Source organism: Bradyrhizobium sp. P5_C12, from assembly GCF_054049735.1.
In genome coordinates this window covers 1-15,048 of record NZ_JBFULU010000086.1, presented here as the reverse complement: position 1 = coordinate 15,048, position 15,048 = coordinate 1, and the positions used below count along the sequence as shown (strand labels likewise).

The following is a 15,048-nucleotide window of genomic DNA, read 5'->3' as shown; positions in this document are numbered from 1 at the left end:
ATGCAGGAGTACGTCACGCTCGCGGTGTTGGCGCTCCACCGCAACCTTCCTGCCTATGTCGATTTGCAGCGACGACGTGAATGGCGGGTGCTGTCGCAGAAGCAGGCCGCCGATCGGCGGGTCGGGCTGCTCGGGCTTGGCGTACTCGCCCGCGCCGTGCTGGAGAGCCTGAAACCTTTCGGCTTTGGCTTGAGTGGCTGGAGCCGATCGGACAAGACGATCGAGGGAATTGCAACATATTGCGGTCAAGCCGGGCTCAGCCAGATGCTCGCCGAGACCGACATCCTCGTCTGCCTGCTCCCTCTCACGGAGGAAACGCACGGAATGTTGGATCGCGACCTGTTTGCACAGTTGCCGAAAGGCGCAGCTCTCGTCCATGCGGGGCGCGGCGCACAGCTCGATCCGCTAGCGTTGCTCGCTGCCCTGGACACAGGTCATCTCGCCGGGGCCATGATCGATGTCACCGAACCAGAGCCTCTACCGGCCGATCACCCGCTATGGACTCACCCCGGAGTGCTGCTTACCCCGCATGTGGCAGGCGCAACGCAGGCGGAAACCGCTGCGCGCGCGGTCATCGACAACATCAAGCGACACGAGGCGGGTCTCGATCCCATCGGACTCGTGGATCGGACTCGCGGTTACTGAGAGGAGCTCAAAATGTTGCTGAAACTGATTGATCCAAATCCGACTTTCGCCCCGAAAGAATCGACGCCCTTGCCGGAGCGGCTCATTGCCGGCGCCCCCAACTACAAGACCTGGGCGCAGGACGTGGCCAAGGGTGAACGCGTGCATACCGGCGTCTGGGAGGCGACCCAAGGCGAGACACGTTCCATCAAGGGTGACACTTTCGAGTTCTGTCATGTCATCTCGGGCGTCGTCGAGATCACGCCCGACGGCGGCGCTCCTCTGACCTTCAGAGCTGGCGACAGCTTCCTCATGAAGCCCGGATTTACCGGCGTGTGGAAGACCGTCGAGACCGTCCGCAAGATCTACGTCACAGTGTCATGAGCCTCAGCTTCGACCCCGAGCAGATCTCGCTACCCGTCGGCCACTTCATAGGTGGTCGGCTGCTGGGTGCTCCCGGCCTGCTTCCGATGCGCCGCCCGTCGGATGGCTCATTCTACGCTGAATGTCCCATCGCGTCGGAGGAGATCGTGGACGACGCGGTCCAGACCGCCAGGAAGGCTTTGAAGACCAGCAACTGGGGCGGCGTGCGGCCGCGCGAGCGAGCCAACGTGCTGCGGCGATGGGCCGATCTGATGGAGAGCGAGGCCAAGGCACTCGCTCAGCTCGAGGCGGTTTCTTCGACCCGTCCGGTCGGTCAACTGGGTGCAGGAGACATCGCGGTCACTGCGGAGCAAATTCGCTTCTTTGCTGAATTCGCCGACAAGGAGGGCAGCGATCTCGTGCCCACCGACGACAAGCATCTCGGCATGATCATGACCGAGCCCTTCGGGGTCGTCGGCGCCATCACGCCCTGGAATTTTCCAGTCTCGATGGCTGGCTGGAAGCTCGGACCGGCCCTCGCGGCGGGGAATGCGGTCGTGCTGAAGCCGTCCGAGATGACGCCGTTCTCATCGATTTTTCTCGCCCAACTGGCGGTCAAGGCGGGCGTGCCTGCGGGACTCATCAATGTCGTGCTCGGCGATGGACCTACGACCGGCGCCGCCATCACGGGACATCCCGATATTGCCAAAGTGAGTTTCACCGGATCGACCGGTGCGGGATCTGCGATCATGGCCAATGTTGCGCGCTCCGGCATCAAGCCGATGACGCTCGAACTCGGTGGCAAGAGCCCGCAGATCGTGTTTGCGGACGCCGATCTCGAACAGGCCGCCGCCGCGATTGCCGGCAGCATCCTCGCCAACGCCGGTCAGGCCTGCGTCGCCGGATCGCGCCTGATCGCGCATGGCTCCGTGGCCGAGCCACTTGTTGAAGCCATCCTCGCCCGCATGAAAGCCGTTCGCGCAGGCCCTACTTGGGACGCCGCGACGACCTATTCTCCGATCATCTCGGAGCGGCAGCGCTCGAGAATTCACGCGATCGTGCAAGCAGCATGTGCGGAAGCCGCCGAATGTCTGACGGGTGGCGTACCGATGGAGGGCAACGGCTATTTCTATGCGCCGACGCTTCTTGCAAATGTGAAGCAATCGTCTCCCGCCATTAGCGAGGAAATCTTCGGACCCGTCCTGACGCTGCAGACATTCACGACCGAGGAAGAGGCATTGGCGCTCGCCGATCACCCGACCTACGGTCTCGCCGCCGGCGTCTTCACCCGCGATCTTTCACGCGTCTTGCGCATCACACGCGCACTTTCCGCCGGCACCGTGTGGGTCAATGGCTACGGCCGATCGCGCGACCACATCCTGCCGACGGGCGGCTACAAGCGCTCCGGCATCGGCAAGGACCTCGGCCGCGAGGCCTATCACGCAAACCGCCGCTCGAAGAGCGTGCTGATCCACCTGTAGAAGCTCCATGAAGAACTACGCAATTGCACTCATTCCGGGCGACGGTATTGGCAGCGAAGTGACGGACGCCGCATGGGCGGTGCTCGAAGCTGTCGCCACGCATTCGGGCTTTGCGCTCAGTGGCACCAGATTTCCATGGTCGTGCGCCTTCTACAAGGACACGGGCATGATGATGCCTGGCGACGGCCTCGATATGCTTCGGAAGTTCGACGCAATCCTGCTCGGCGCTGTCGGCTGGCCAGCGGAAGTACCAGACGCCGTGTCGCTGCATGGGCTCTTGCTGCCGATCCGCAAGGAGTTTACCCAATACGCCAACGTTCGGCCGCACCGCCTGCTCGCCGGCGTCAACGGCCCGCTGAAAGCGACCGAGTTCGACATCCTCTGCATTCGCGAAAACACTGAAGGCGAGTACGCGGGCGCCGGCGGACGCGTGCATCAGGGCACCTCCGACGAGGTGGCAGTCGAGACCGCGGTTTTTACGCGCGCCGGCGTGGAGCGAATCCTGCGCTTCGGATTCGAACAGGCGCGCAAGCGAAGCGGAAAGCTCGCCTCGGTCACAAAATCGAATGCCCAAAAATTCTCGATGGTCTTCTGGGACGAGATGACGCGGCGCATTGCCGCCGAATACCCGGATGTCGAAGTCAAAAGCTACCACGTGGACGCGCTCGCCGCGCGCATGGTCCTCGCGCCGGAGAGCCTCGACGTTGTCGTCGCCTCCAATCTCTTCGGCGACATCCTGACCGATCTCGGCGCGGCCATCCAGGGCGGACTCGGCTTTGCCGCCTCGGCCAACATCAACCCGGACCGCAGCGCCCCTTCGATGTTCGAGCCCGTTCATGGCTCCGCACCCGACATCGCCCGTCTCGGCATTGCCAACCCGATCGCAGCCATCTGGTCAGGGGCAATGATGCTCGACCATCTTGGCGAGCACGATGCTGCGGCTCGCATCATGGCCGCGCTGGAGGCGACCACCTCCCGCGGCATCGGTACGGTTCAAGGCAAGGAGCGGACCGGCGCCATCACCGCAGCAGTGCTTTCAGAGATTTCTTAACAGACGAGGATCGGAACATGCAGAAGCTGAGCGACGACGGGCTCTTCCGCCAGCAGGGCTTGATCGGTGGCGAATGGCAAGGAGCGCTGTCGGGCAAGACCATCGACGTGATCGATCCCGCGACGCAGATGGTTCTTGGCACGGTGCCGGACATGGGGCGGGATGACACACGGGCCGCCATTGCGGCCGCCGGCAAGGCCTACCCCGCCTGGCGCGCAAGAACGAACGCGGAGCGCGCTGCGCTTCTTGAGACCTGGCACGGACTCATGATCGCGCATCTGGACGATCTCGCGCGCGTTCTGACGCTCGAGCAGGGCAAGCCGTTGGATGAGGCCAAGGGCGAGATCCGCTACGGTGCCTCCTTCGTCAAATGGTTTGCCGAGGAAGCCCGCCGGATTGGCGGCACGACGATCCCATCACCAACGGCCGACCGGCGCATCGTGGTTCTCAAAGAGCCGATTGGCGTGTGCGGCATCATCACGCCCTGGAATTTTCCGAACGCGATGATCACGCGCAAGGTAGCGCCCGCGCTCGCGGCCGGTTGCACGGTCGTGATCAAGCCCTCCGATTTCACGCCCTACTCGGCGCTGGCTCTCGCGGTTCTCGCCGAGCGCGCCGGTATCCCCGCGGGCGTGATCAACGTCGTCACCGGCCTGCCGACGGAAATCGGCGCCGAGATCATGGCCAACGAAACCGTCCGCAAGATCTCGTTCACAGGTTCGACCCGCATCGGCTCGCTGCTGATGCGCGGCGCCGCCGATAGCGTCAAGCGCATCAGCCTCGAGCTCGGCGGAAACGCGCCTTTCGTCGTTTTCGACGATGCCGATCTCGACCTCGCGGTCGAGGGCGCGATCACGTCGAAATTCCGCAACGGCGGCCAGACCTGCGTTTGCGCCAATCGGATTCTCGTGCAGGCGGGCATCTACGATGCCTTCGCGGACAAACTCGTCGCTCGCGTCAACAGCATGAAGGTGGGCCCCGGCCTAGAGCCGGGTGTTGCGATTGGACCCATGATCAACGAGGCGGCGATCAGCAAGATCAACCGCCATGTCGCCGATGCGCTGTCCAAGGGCGCTCGTATCGCCACCCGACCGGCTGCACTGCCCGAAGGTGCACAATTCACAGCCCCGATCGTCCTCACCAATGCAAATACCGAGATGGTGATGGCACACGAAGAAACATTTGGCCCGGTCGCGCCGCTGTTCCGCTTCGAGACCGACGAGGATGCGATCGCCATCGCAAATGCAACGCTCTTTGGCCTCGCCGCTTATTTCTACACCACAGACCTCAAGCGATCCTGGCGCGTTGCGGAGGCACTCGAGGCCGGCATGGTCGGTCTCAATACGGGCATGGTGTCGACGGAAGTGGCCCCCTTCGGCGGCGTCAAGCAATCCGGATTGGGGCGCGAGGGAGCGCAGGTCGGGATCGAGGAATATCTGGAAATGAAAACCTTCCATATCGGCGGGCTGGGCTAGCGGTGGCGGGCTGGAGGGCGCGCCGCTTGTGCCCTCCAGCACCGTCGGGCAACCGCGCGCCCCGTACTCAGCCGGCCGATGCTCCCGGATCGTGGCCAGAGTGAAGCGTAGAGTTGTCGCTTTCGTACTACTGAACGCGATCGAGCATCTTGTAATACATGCCGACCAGCGGCAGGAACCACGGCTTGCCGAAATGACCGGGGACGGCAGGCCAGTCGAGGCCCTTCAACGGGTTTTGATCTTCTCGTCCAAGCATCGCATCAGCGATGACCATGCCAAGATGGGTCGACAGCTGCGCACCATGGCCTGAATAACCCATCGCATACCAAAGGCCGTCCTGGTAGCCGGCGCGCGGATAGCGATCGCTAGTCATGTCAACGAGCCCACCCCAGCAATAGTCGATCGCGATGCCGGCAAGTTGCGGAAAGATGTGCGCGAGAGCATCCGCGAGCACGGCGCCGCTCTTGGCGTCGGAGCGCTGATCGGATGTCGCCGAGAATCGCGCACGTCCCCCGAAAATCAATCGGTTGTCGGGAGCAAGGCGAAAATAATTGCCGACGTTCATCGAATTGACGCAGGTGCGGTTGCCGGGCATCGTGGCCGCGATTTCGCCTGCGTCCAGCGGCCGTGTCGCGACGATGAAGCTGCCGACAGTAACGATGCGCCGACGGAAGTAGCGGAAATTAGGTGTGGTATAGGCGCCTGTCGCCAGCAACACTTGATCCGCGGTGACGCTGYCGCGCGAGGTCATCAGGCGATGGCGCGAGCCTGCGCGCACCTGCGCGGTGACCGGCGCCTTCTCGAAGATAACAGCACCGCGGCGCTTGGCTGCTTCGGCGAGCCCGACGCCATAACGCCCCATATGCATCATCGCGCTCTTCTTCGAGAGCATCGCGCCGAAGAAGGGCGAGCCGACCTCGGAGTTCAGATCCTGAGCGGACAGCAACGCGGTCTCCGGATCCACTTCACGATGGACTGCTTCGAAGTTCCGCGCGATGGCATCGAAGTGCTTTGGCTTGGAGGCGAGCTTCAGCTTGCCGGCGCGGCGGAAACTGCAGTCGATGCCCTCCTCCGCGATCAGCGCTTCGAGCGTGTCGATGGAGGCATCGAACGCACGGTAGAGTGCGATAGCTCGCTCCCTGCCCAATTCCGCCTTGGYGGCAACATAACTGTGCGCCAGACCATTGTTGAGATGACCGCCGTTCCGGCCTGAGGCTCCGCTGCTTACACGGTCTGCTTCGAGAACAACGACACTGGTTCCCGCCTTCGCAAGCTGACGCGCAGCTCCGAGGCCCGTGAAGCCGCCGCCGATCACTGCAACGTCGTAATGACCGTCGACGGGACCTTCAGATCCGCCGCCGAAGCTCGGTGCAGTGTCGTGCCAATAAGAGACGTATTTCACCGCAGACCCGCGATCTCAAAGCCCGAATACGCCAGGCAGGCCGGCAATGTCGCTGATCTCAACGTAGCCGTAATAGGGGTTGGCGGGCTCATGTCCACGATTGACCCACACCTTGTTCTTGATGCCGAGGTCATGCGCCGTCATCAGATCATAGCGGAACGAGGAGGAACAGTGCACCACGTCTTCCGGCCCGCAGCCCAGCGCATCGAACATGTATTCGAAGCCCTTCATGCGGGGCTTGTAGGACTTGGCCTGTTCGGCCGTAACCACTGAATGGAACGGCACGCCAAGCTTCGCCACGTTGGACGGGATCTGCACATTCATGGCGTTCGAGAGGATGACGAGCGGAATCTCCTTGGCGACTTTGGCAAGACCTGCAGGAACGTCGGGATGCGGTCCCCAAGTCGGCACGCGCTCGTAGACCGTCTGCGCATGCTCGACCTTGAAAGCGACGCCATTGCGCTTGCAGGCGCGCTCCAGCGCGTTGTGGACCACCTCGGCGTAGGGCTTCCAGTCGCCGAGAACCTCGTCGAGCCGATACGCCGCGAAGTCCCTGACAAGTTCGGTCATCTGCGGCTTGGCCAGAAGCGCGCCATAGAGATCTTGCGCTGCTTCTGCCATCTGGAAATTCGTTAGCGTGCCATAGCAGTCGAAAGTCACATATTTCGGGCGAAAGTGGCTCATCATCCTCATCCTGGCGCGCTTGCGCGATGTCACGGCCACAAATGATAGAGCGGCCGCGCGGCATAAGATGCGGTTTCTCCGCCGGCTGCGGTGGAAGATACCGTTCGCGCCATGCGCTTCAGACGATCTGCATATCGGCAAAATACGAGACTGGTACCGGACAGGAAAACCGGTTGATGATCACGAGCACCATATCGCTCAGCGCCTTCCGCCCCGAGCATCTCGAAGGTGCGTTGCGCCTTTCGCGTCATGCCGGCTGGCCGCACCGCCTCGAGGACTGGCAACTGGCACTCGATCTGAGCGCGGGATTCGTCGCATTGGAGGCGAATGCTTCAACCGTCGTCGGGACGGTTCTGATGACGCCCTACAAGCGCGATGTCGCAACCATCAACATGGTCATCGTCGATGAAGCCGCCCGCGGGCGCGGATTGGGCCGTGAGCTCATGGAGGCAGCCATCGCGCTGGCGGGATCGCGTGCGCTGAGACTGGTTGCAACCAGCGAGGGCCTGCCGCTCTATGAGAAGCTCGGCTTTTGCCGGACGGGGACCATCGTCCAGCATCAAGGACCGGTGCTGCATGTCGCCCCGCCCGCCAAAGTCCGGCCGGCCGAGTCGCACGACATCTTCGGGATCCTTGAACTCGACAAAAGCGCGTACGGCGCAGACCGGAGAGATCTGCTTTGCGCGCTTGCGAAGGTCGGCCAACTGGCCGTGCTCGATCACGGCCAGAGCATCGGCGGATTTGCGGCGTTACGCGCCTTCGGCAGAGGCGAGGTGATCGGCCCCGTCGTGGCCGCGAACGCGGACGACGGGAAGGCCCTGCTGGCTTATTTCATGGCGGGGCGGGAAGGACGCTTCGTTCGCGTGGATACCACCGAGGCCTCTCAATTGGGGGCCTGGCTCACAGACGAGGGACTCGTCCGGGTCGACGAAGGCATTGCCATGCAGCGCCCCACAGTTGCGCGGTCCATCTGCGCGCCATTTACCACATTCGCCCTTGCCAGCCAGGCTTTCGGGTAACTGGAGACCTCAATGCTCAGCAATTCACTCATCGAGCTCGATCGGGCCCATCTCATCCACCCGGTCACCTCCTATCGGGGCCACGAGGCAGCCGGGGTCAAGGTGCTGAAATCAGCCAAGGGAGTGACGGTGACCGATGCCTCCGGCCACCAACTCGTCGACGGCTTCGCCGGTCTCTGGTGTGTCAACGCCGGCTATGGTCATGAGAGCATCGTTGCGGCCGCTTCCAGGCAGATGCGTGAGCTTCCCTACGCAACGGGCTATTTCAGCCTTGGCTCGGAGCCGGCGATCCGGCTCGCGGCGGAATTGGCACAGCGGGCTCCCGGTGACCTGAACCACATCTACTTCACGCTGGGCGGTTCGGATGCCGTCGACAGCTCGGTACGTTTCATCCGCTACTACTGGCACGCCCGACGCGAACCGCAACGCGACCAATTCATCTCCGTCGAGCAGGGATATCATGGGTCCTCAACGGTCGGCGCCGGGTTGACAGCCTTGCCCGCCTTCCATGCCGGTTTCGGCCTGCCGCTCAGCTGGCAGCACACGATCCCCTCGCACTATGTCTATCGGAATCCTGCCGGGCAGGATGAAGATGCCATCATCGCGGCCTCGCTGGCAGCGCTCGAGGCGAAGATCGCGGAGATCGGTGGTCCACATCGCGTCGCCGCATTCTATGCCGAGCCGATCCAAGGATCGGGTGGCGTGCTCGTGCCGCCCAAGGGCTGGATGAAAGCGATGCGCGCACGGTGCCGGGATTATGGCATTCTCTTCGTGGCGGACGAGGTCATTACCGGGTTCGGCAGGACGGGTCCACTTTTCGCCTGCAGCGAGGACGACGTCGTCCCGGACCTCATGACCGTCGCCAAGGGACTGACCTCCGGGTATGTGCCAATGGGCGCAGTCTTCCTGTCGGATCATGTCTACGACACGATCGCCGATGGGGCGGGTGCAAGCGCGGTTGGGCACGGATATACCTACTCCGCCCATCCCGTCAGTGCCGCGGTAGCCTTGGAGGTGCTGCATCTCTATGAGAGCGGCTTGCTTGCGAATGGCGCGAAAGCCGGTGCACGTCTGATGGCCGGCCTTCAATCGTTAAAGGATCATCCCCTGGTGGGCGACGTGCGCGGCCGCGGCATGCTGGCCGCCATCGAACTCGTCACCGACAAACAACGCAAGACGCCGCTCCCCGCCGCGGCCGAACCGGCGCGGCGCATCTTCGACCGCGCCTGGAACAACGGCCTCATCGTCCGGGCCTTCCCGACAGGCGTGCTCGGCTATGCCCCGCCGCTCTGCTGCTCCGAGTCCGACATCGAAGCCATCGTCGAGCGCACGGCCGTGATTCTTGACGAGACTCTGGCTGATGCGGATGTGCGCACCGCATTGCAACAAAAGTAGGCATGCGTAAGGGGCCGGCAGATGGCAGGTCCGAAACACTACAAACGGGCGCATCTTCGCAATTTTGTGCCGTTGCCTCGGTTTTTTCGGCCACCGCCGCCGGCCTAACCTGCGAGACTTCGAGCGCGGGAAAAGAATGAAAGCCTGGAGGACGCAGCAACTTGGTCGCCATGACGGGACCAGGCCGGCATCCACCACAAACGGCCCGGCAGAACAATCTGCCGCTTACCGCAACCTGAGCCATAGCCGTATCCAATAGCGAGGGGATTGAGATGAGCGACACGACGACGAACTGGTCTCGTTCAGACGACGCGATGATCGAGCGCGCCATTCGCGGCGGTACTTCGCGCCGCGATCTTCTGAAGCTGATGCTTGTCAACGGCATGGCAATGGCAGCCGCCAGCACGGTCCTCGGCCGCGCATCGCAGGCGGTAGCGGCGACGCCTGTCAAGGGAGGCGCTCTGAAAGCAGCGGGCTGGTCCTCTTCGACCGCCGACACGCTTGACCCGGCCAAAGCCTCACTATCGACCGACTATGTGCGCTGTTGCTCGTTCTACAACCGCCTGACATTTCTCGACGGAGCGGGCGTGCCCCAGATGGAGCTTGCCGAGTCGATCGAGAGCAGCGATGCCCAGACCTGGACGATCAAGCTGAAGAAAGGCGTTACCTTCCACAACGGCAAGGACTTGACCTCCGATGACGTCATCTACTCGCTGAAGCGCCATCTGGACAAAGCAACGGGATCCAAAGTCGCGGCGATCGCCATCCAGATGACCGGCTTCAAGGCCGTCGACAAGAATACGGTCGAGATCACGCTGGCGAGCCCCAACGCGGATCTGCCGACGATCCTGTCCATGCATCACTTTATGATCGTGGCCGACGGCACGACCGATTTCTCCTCAGGCAACGGCACCGGCGCTTTCAAGTGCAAGCAATTCGAACCCGGCGTGCGCTCGATCGGCGTTCGAAACCCCAACTATTTCAAGGGAGGTCCGAATGTCGATTCATTCGAGTTTTTCGCCATTCAGGATGAAAACGCCCGCATCAATGCTCTTCTCTCCGGGGACATTCATCTCGCTGCGGCGATCAACCCGCGGTCCGTGCGCCTGTTCGATGGCGTCAATGGCTTCGCACTGTCCAAGACGACTTCGGGTAACTACACAGATCTGAACATTCGCATGGACATGGCGCCCGGCAACAACAGGGATTTCGTGGAGGGCATGAAATACCTGGTCAACCGCGAGCAGATCGTCAAGTCAGCACTGCGCGGGTTCGGCGTAGTCGGCAACGATCAACCGGTATCCCCGGCCAGTTTCTACCACAACGCGGCCCTTAAGCCCAAAGCGTTCGACCCGGAAAAGGCCAAATTCCATTTCCAGAAAGCGGGCGTTCTCGGTCAACCAATCGAGGTCATCACGTCCGACGCAGCCAATTCGGCGATAGACATGGCCGTGATCGTCCAGGCCACAGCCGCCCAGATCGGCATGAAGCTCGATGTGAAGCGCGTGCCTTCCGACGGTTACTGGAGCAATTACTGGCTCAAGGCGCCGATTCACTTCGGCAACGTCAACCCGCGCCCGACGCCTGACATCCTGTTCTCCCTGCTCTACAAGTCGGATGCTCCATGGAATGAGAGCCGATACACTTCGGAGAAGTTCGACAAGATGCTGGCCGAGGCCCGTGCCTCGCTCGATCAGGCAAAGCGCCGCGAAATCTACAACGAGATGCAGATCATGGTGTCGGAAGAAGCAGGCACCATTATTCCGGCCTACATCTCCAATGTGGACGCCGTCACCGAAAAGCTGAAGGGACTGGAGCCCAACCCGCTCGGCGGCATGATGGGCTATGCGTTCGCCGAGTACGTCTGGCTTGCCACCTGATTGGGCTCCAGCGAGGTCCCTGCCCTGGTCCTGAAATCGGAACCGTGGGCGACGAAATCGCCGGGTGATGTGGGAGTGCGAACGTGAGAAGACAGATTTCGTCGCTCGTGATGAGACGGCTGCTGATCGCCTTGATCACGCTCTTGATCGTTTCCATTGCCGTATTCTCTGCCACCGCGCTGTTGCCCGGCGACACAGCCACCATCCTGCTTGGACAGTCCGCGACGCCAGAAGCCGTCGAGGGTCTGCGCAAGGCGATGCACCTCAACGATCCCGCGATCATCCGATTCCTGAAATGGATCGCCGGCATCTTCCAGGGCGATTTCGGCACGTCCTACGCCAACAACGTGCCGATCGCCAATCTGATACATGGACGCCTTGCCAACACGATGAAGCTTGCAGGATTGACGGCCGCGATCGCCGTGCCATTCGCCCTGACGCTTGGCATCACTGCCGCGATGTGGCGGGGCACGCTTTACGACCGCATCGTTACCGTCGCCACGATCGGTATCATCTCGGTACCGGAGTTCATGATCGCAACCCTGGCCGTCCTGCTCTTCGCCGTGTATCTCAGATGGCTGCCGGCGCTGTCCTTCACCAACGAGATCAAGTCGTACTATGACCTGATGCGAACCTACGCGATGCCGGTCATGACGCTCACATTCGGCGTGTCCGCGCAGATGATCCGGATGACGCGCGCTGCCGTGGTCGAGACATTGAACACACCATACGTGGAGATGGCGCTTCTCAAGGGGGCATCGCGTCCCCGGGTGGTGCTGAGACATGCACTTCCGAATGCGCTTGGTCCCATCGTGAATGCGGTCGCACTCTCGCTATCGTACTTGCTCGGCGGCGTGATCATCGTGGAGACCATCTTCAACTATCCCGGGATCGCAAAGCTGATGGTCGATGCCGTTTCCACCCGCGATCTCCCGCTGATCCAGACCTGCGCGATGATCTTCTGCCTTGGTTACCTGGCATTGATCACGGCTGCGGACATCGTCGCCGTCCTTTCCAATCCGAGGCTCCGATGACGACATCGACTTCGTCCGGCCGGCGCGGCATTCGATTGGGCTATCGCGCCAATCCTGTCGGCATCTCGGCTCTGGGCGTGATCCTTCTCTGGGTCGTCGTCGCCCTTTTCGCCCCGCACATGATCCCCCATTCCGTCGGCGAGATCGTCGATACGGATTATTTCGGGCCTGTGAGCCGAGACCTGTGGCTCGGGTCCGACTATCTCGGTCGGGATATCTTTTCGCGCATCCTGATGGGAGCGCGCTATACGCTCGGCATTTCGCTTGCCGCCGTCTCGATCGCCTGTTTCAGCGGCGTCGCGCTCGGCATGACGGCAGCCGTTGCCGGAGGCTGGCTCGACACCATGCTGAGCCGGTTTCTCGATGCGCTGAACTCGATTCCAAGCAAGCTGTTCGGCCTCGTCGTGGTCGCCGCGGTCGGCTCGTCGATCCCGGCGCTGATTGCGACGCTGTCGGTGATCTACACCCCGGGAGCCTATCGGTTCGCCCGGGCTCTCGCTGTCAATGTCAACACGATGGACTTCATGGTGGTGGCCCGGATTCGCGGCGAAAAGCTCCCCTATCTCATCGCCTCGGAAATCCTGCCCAATATTCTGGGTCCAGTGTTGGCCGACCTCGGCCTCCGCTTCGTCTTCGTTGTGCTACTGCTCTCCGGTCTGTCCTTTCTGGGACTCGGCGTGCAACCACCCTACGCCGACTGGGGCGCGCTCGTGCGCGAGAATATCGGTGGACTGCCCTTTGCTGCGCCGGCGGTGCTCTTCCCCTCGCTCGCCATCGCAAGTCTCACCATCAGCGTCAACCTTCTGATCGACAATCTGCCGCGCAGAATCCGCGACCGGAGCCCCGAATGACGGGAAACCTCGTTGAGATCCGCAACCTCAGGGTTGAGGCGACAACCGACTCCGGCAGGCGGCTGGAGATCATCAAGGGCGTCAGCCTCGATATCGCCGAGGGCGAGATCGTCGCCCTGATCGGCGAGAGCGGCTCGGGCAAAACGACCATCGCCCTGACGCTGATGGGCTACACCCGGCAAGGCTGCAAAATAACAGGCGGTGAAGTCCGTGTGGGCGGCGTTGACATGGTCGGTCTTTCGGAAACGGAACGCGCCGGCATTCGCGGCACGACCGTGGCCTACGTGCCGCAGAGTGCTGCGGCCGCCTTCAACCCGGCGATCACCATCATGGATCAGGTCGTCGAGGTGGCCCAAATTCACAAGCTCATGCCGGCTGCTCAGGCGCGAGCGAAGGCCATTTCGCTGTTCAGGGCCTTGTCGTTGCCGGAGTCGGAAACCATCGGCGACCGTTATCCTCACCAGGTCTCGGGCGGGCAACTTCAGCGCCTCGCCGCAGCCATGGCCCTGATCGGCCAACCGAAGGTTGTGATCTTCGACGAACCCACGACGGCGCTCGATGTCACCACGCAAGTGGAGGTGCTGCGTGCGTTCAAGACCGTGACGAGACAGCACAATATCGCCGGCATTTATGTCTCCCACGATCTGGCCGTCGTTGCCCAGATCGCCGACAGGATAGTCGTGCTGAAAGACGGTGAAATCCGGGAGACCGGCACCACCAGCGAGATCCTCGAACATGCTCGCCATCCCTATACTCAGGAACTGCTGGCCGCTTTCAGGCCGAAGGCGCAAGAACGCGTCCCGGACATCGAAACGACAACGAACCTGCCTTTGCTGATGGTGGACCAGCTGACCGTCGGCTACGGCTCTCGCCTGCGCAATGGAGAACCGTTGGTCAGTGCTGTCCAGTCGATCAGCCTCAGGCTGGACCGGGGCCGAAATCTAGGCGTCATCGGCGAATCTGGCTGCGGGAAGTCAACCCTTGCCCGGGCAATTGCCGGCATCCTGCCTGCCCACGCGGGAGGCATCACCTTCAATGGCCGGGAATTGGGGAAAGCCGGCCGCAGCCGCACCCGCAACGAACTCCGCCAGATTCAAATCGTATTCCAGCATGCCGACACCGCGCTTAATCCAGCGAAGTCCGTGGAAGACATACTGGGACGCCCCCTCACCTTTTATCATGGGACGAGGGGTAAGGCGCGCGATGCGCGCATCAGCGAGCTTCTCGATCTGGTCCGTCTTCCCAAATCCGTGCGCCAACGACGGCCAGGAGAACTTTCAGGCGGTCAGAAGCAGCGTGTCAATTTCGCTCGGGCGCTTGCTGCTGAACCGACGCTTATCCTGTGCGACGAGATCACGTCGGCTCTCGATACGGTTGTTGCGGCCGCGGTGATCGAGCTGCTGAAGGAGTTGCAGCGGGAGCTCGGTCTTTCCTACATCTTCATCAGCCATGATCTGTCGGTCGTCGAGGCGATCTGCGACGAGATCATCGTCATGTATCGCGGTCAGAAGGTCGAGGAGATCACGCCGGTCCGGTCAAAGGTGCCGGAGCATCCCTATACCCGGCTTTTGTTCTCTTCAGTGCCGAAACTCGACCCGACCTGGCTGGATGGATTGCAGCAGGATCCAGAGCAGGTGCGGACCTATTGCCACCACTAGCTGGCGCGGTGGCATCAAGCCGGGAAGAGGCTGGTCAGTGGCATGTGGGAGCGCACGATGGGCGACTTGAGGACAACGAAGCTGAAATACTTATCGATGCCGATATCCATATCGGTCAGACGCTCCATGAT

The 15,048-nt window shown here is 62.1% G+C and carries 13 protein-coding genes and 1 pseudogene; 11 read left to right on the top strand and 3 right to left on the bottom strand.

Annotation, left to right across the window (positions count from 1 at the left end; translation table 11 throughout):
* From ACXJMY_RS36805 to ACXJMY_RS36785, 5 genes are all read left to right on the top strand, one after another.
* Positions 1 to 645 (top strand): NAD(P)-dependent oxidoreductase (locus ACXJMY_RS36805; RefSeq protein WP_456624248.1); only part of this gene is annotated, 645 nt, incomplete at its 5' end.
* 12 nt (positions 646 to 657) lie between these two features.
* Positions 658 to 1,008: a cupin domain-containing protein gene (locus ACXJMY_RS36800; RefSeq protein ID WP_456624247.1), complete on the top strand. Its 351-nt coding sequence runs from the start codon at positions 658 to 660 to the stop codon at positions 1,006 to 1,008.
* On the top strand, positions 1,005 to 2,468 hold the full coding sequence (locus ACXJMY_RS36795; RefSeq protein ID WP_456624246.1) for an aldehyde dehydrogenase family protein: 1,464 nt from the start codon (positions 1,005 to 1,007) through the stop codon (positions 2,466 to 2,468). Before ACXJMY_RS36800 ends, ACXJMY_RS36795 begins: the two co-directional genes overlap by 4 nt.
* Positions 2,469 to 2,475: 7 nt before the next feature.
* Complete coding sequence (locus ACXJMY_RS36790; protein ID WP_456624245.1) at positions 2,476 to 3,519, top strand: tartrate dehydrogenase; 1,044 nt, start codon at positions 2,476 to 2,478, stop codon at positions 3,517 to 3,519.
* Positions 3,520 to 3,536: 17 nt separating this feature from the next.
* The gene (locus ACXJMY_RS36785; RefSeq protein ID WP_456624244.1) at positions 3,537 to 4,994 is read left to right on the top strand and encodes an NAD-dependent succinate-semialdehyde dehydrogenase; all 1,458 of its coding nucleotides are present in this window, start codon (positions 3,537 to 3,539) and stop codon (positions 4,992 to 4,994) included.
* Positions 4,995 to 5,121: 127 nt separating this feature from the next.
* On the opposite strand, the gene ACXJMY_RS36780 is transcribed toward ACXJMY_RS36785, so the two are convergent.
* Together ACXJMY_RS36780 and ACXJMY_RS36775 are read right to left on the bottom strand one after the other, a co-directional pair.
* A complete protein-coding gene (locus ACXJMY_RS36780) occupies positions 5,122 to 6,396 on the bottom strand; it encodes an NAD(P)/FAD-dependent oxidoreductase (protein WP_456624243.1) in 1,275 nt (424 codons plus the stop codon).
* A 15-nt stretch (positions 6,397 to 6,411) separates the two neighbouring features.
* Complete coding sequence (locus ACXJMY_RS36775; RefSeq protein ID WP_456624242.1) at positions 6,412 to 7,080, bottom strand: haloacid dehalogenase type II; 669 nt, start codon at positions 7,078 to 7,080, stop codon at positions 6,412 to 6,414.
* Between the two features lie 176 nt (positions 7,081 to 7,256).
* On the opposite strand from ACXJMY_RS36775, the gene ACXJMY_RS36770 reads away from it, so the two are divergent.
* The 6 genes from ACXJMY_RS36770 (at position 7,257) to ACXJMY_RS36745 (ending at position 14,917) form a co-directional block, all read left to right on the top strand.
* On the top strand, positions 7,257 to 8,099 hold the full coding sequence (locus ACXJMY_RS36770; protein WP_456624241.1) for a GNAT family N-acetyltransferase: 843 nt from the start codon (positions 7,257 to 7,259) through the stop codon (positions 8,097 to 8,099).
* Positions 8,100 to 8,111: 12 nt separating this feature from the next.
* Entirely contained in the window at positions 8,112 to 9,494 is a 1,383-nt protein-coding gene (locus ACXJMY_RS36765; protein WP_456624240.1) for an aminotransferase class III-fold pyridoxal phosphate-dependent enzyme, read from the top strand.
* Positions 9,495 to 9,766: 272 nt separating this feature from the next.
* On the top strand, positions 9,767 to 11,374 hold the full coding sequence (locus ACXJMY_RS36760) for an ABC transporter substrate-binding protein (RefSeq protein WP_456624239.1): 1,608 nt from the start codon (positions 9,767 to 9,769) through the stop codon (positions 11,372 to 11,374).
* An 83-nt stretch (positions 11,375 to 11,457) separates the two neighbouring features.
* On the top strand, positions 11,458 to 12,408 hold the full coding sequence (locus tag ACXJMY_RS36755; protein ID WP_456624238.1) for an ABC transporter permease: 951 nt from the start codon (positions 11,458 to 11,460) through the stop codon (positions 12,406 to 12,408).
* Positions 12,405 to 13,259: an ABC transporter permease gene (locus tag ACXJMY_RS36750; RefSeq protein ID WP_456624237.1), complete on the top strand. Its 855-nt coding sequence runs from the start codon at positions 12,405 to 12,407 to the stop codon at positions 13,257 to 13,259. The genes ACXJMY_RS36755 and ACXJMY_RS36750 overlap by 4 nt, the downstream gene beginning before the upstream one ends.
* Positions 13,256 to 14,917, top strand: coding sequence for an ABC transporter ATP-binding protein (locus tag ACXJMY_RS36745; RefSeq protein ID WP_456624236.1), 1,662 nt, complete (start codon positions 13,256 to 13,258; stop codon positions 14,915 to 14,917). The genes ACXJMY_RS36750 and ACXJMY_RS36745 overlap by 4 nt, the downstream gene beginning before the upstream one ends.
* A gap of 14 nt (positions 14,918 to 14,931) precedes the next feature.
* Here the strand turns inward: ACXJMY_RS36745 and ACXJMY_RS36740 are convergent.
* A pseudogene (locus ACXJMY_RS36740) lies at positions 14,932 to 15,048 on the bottom strand (Lrp/AsnC family transcriptional regulator); the annotation flags it as partial.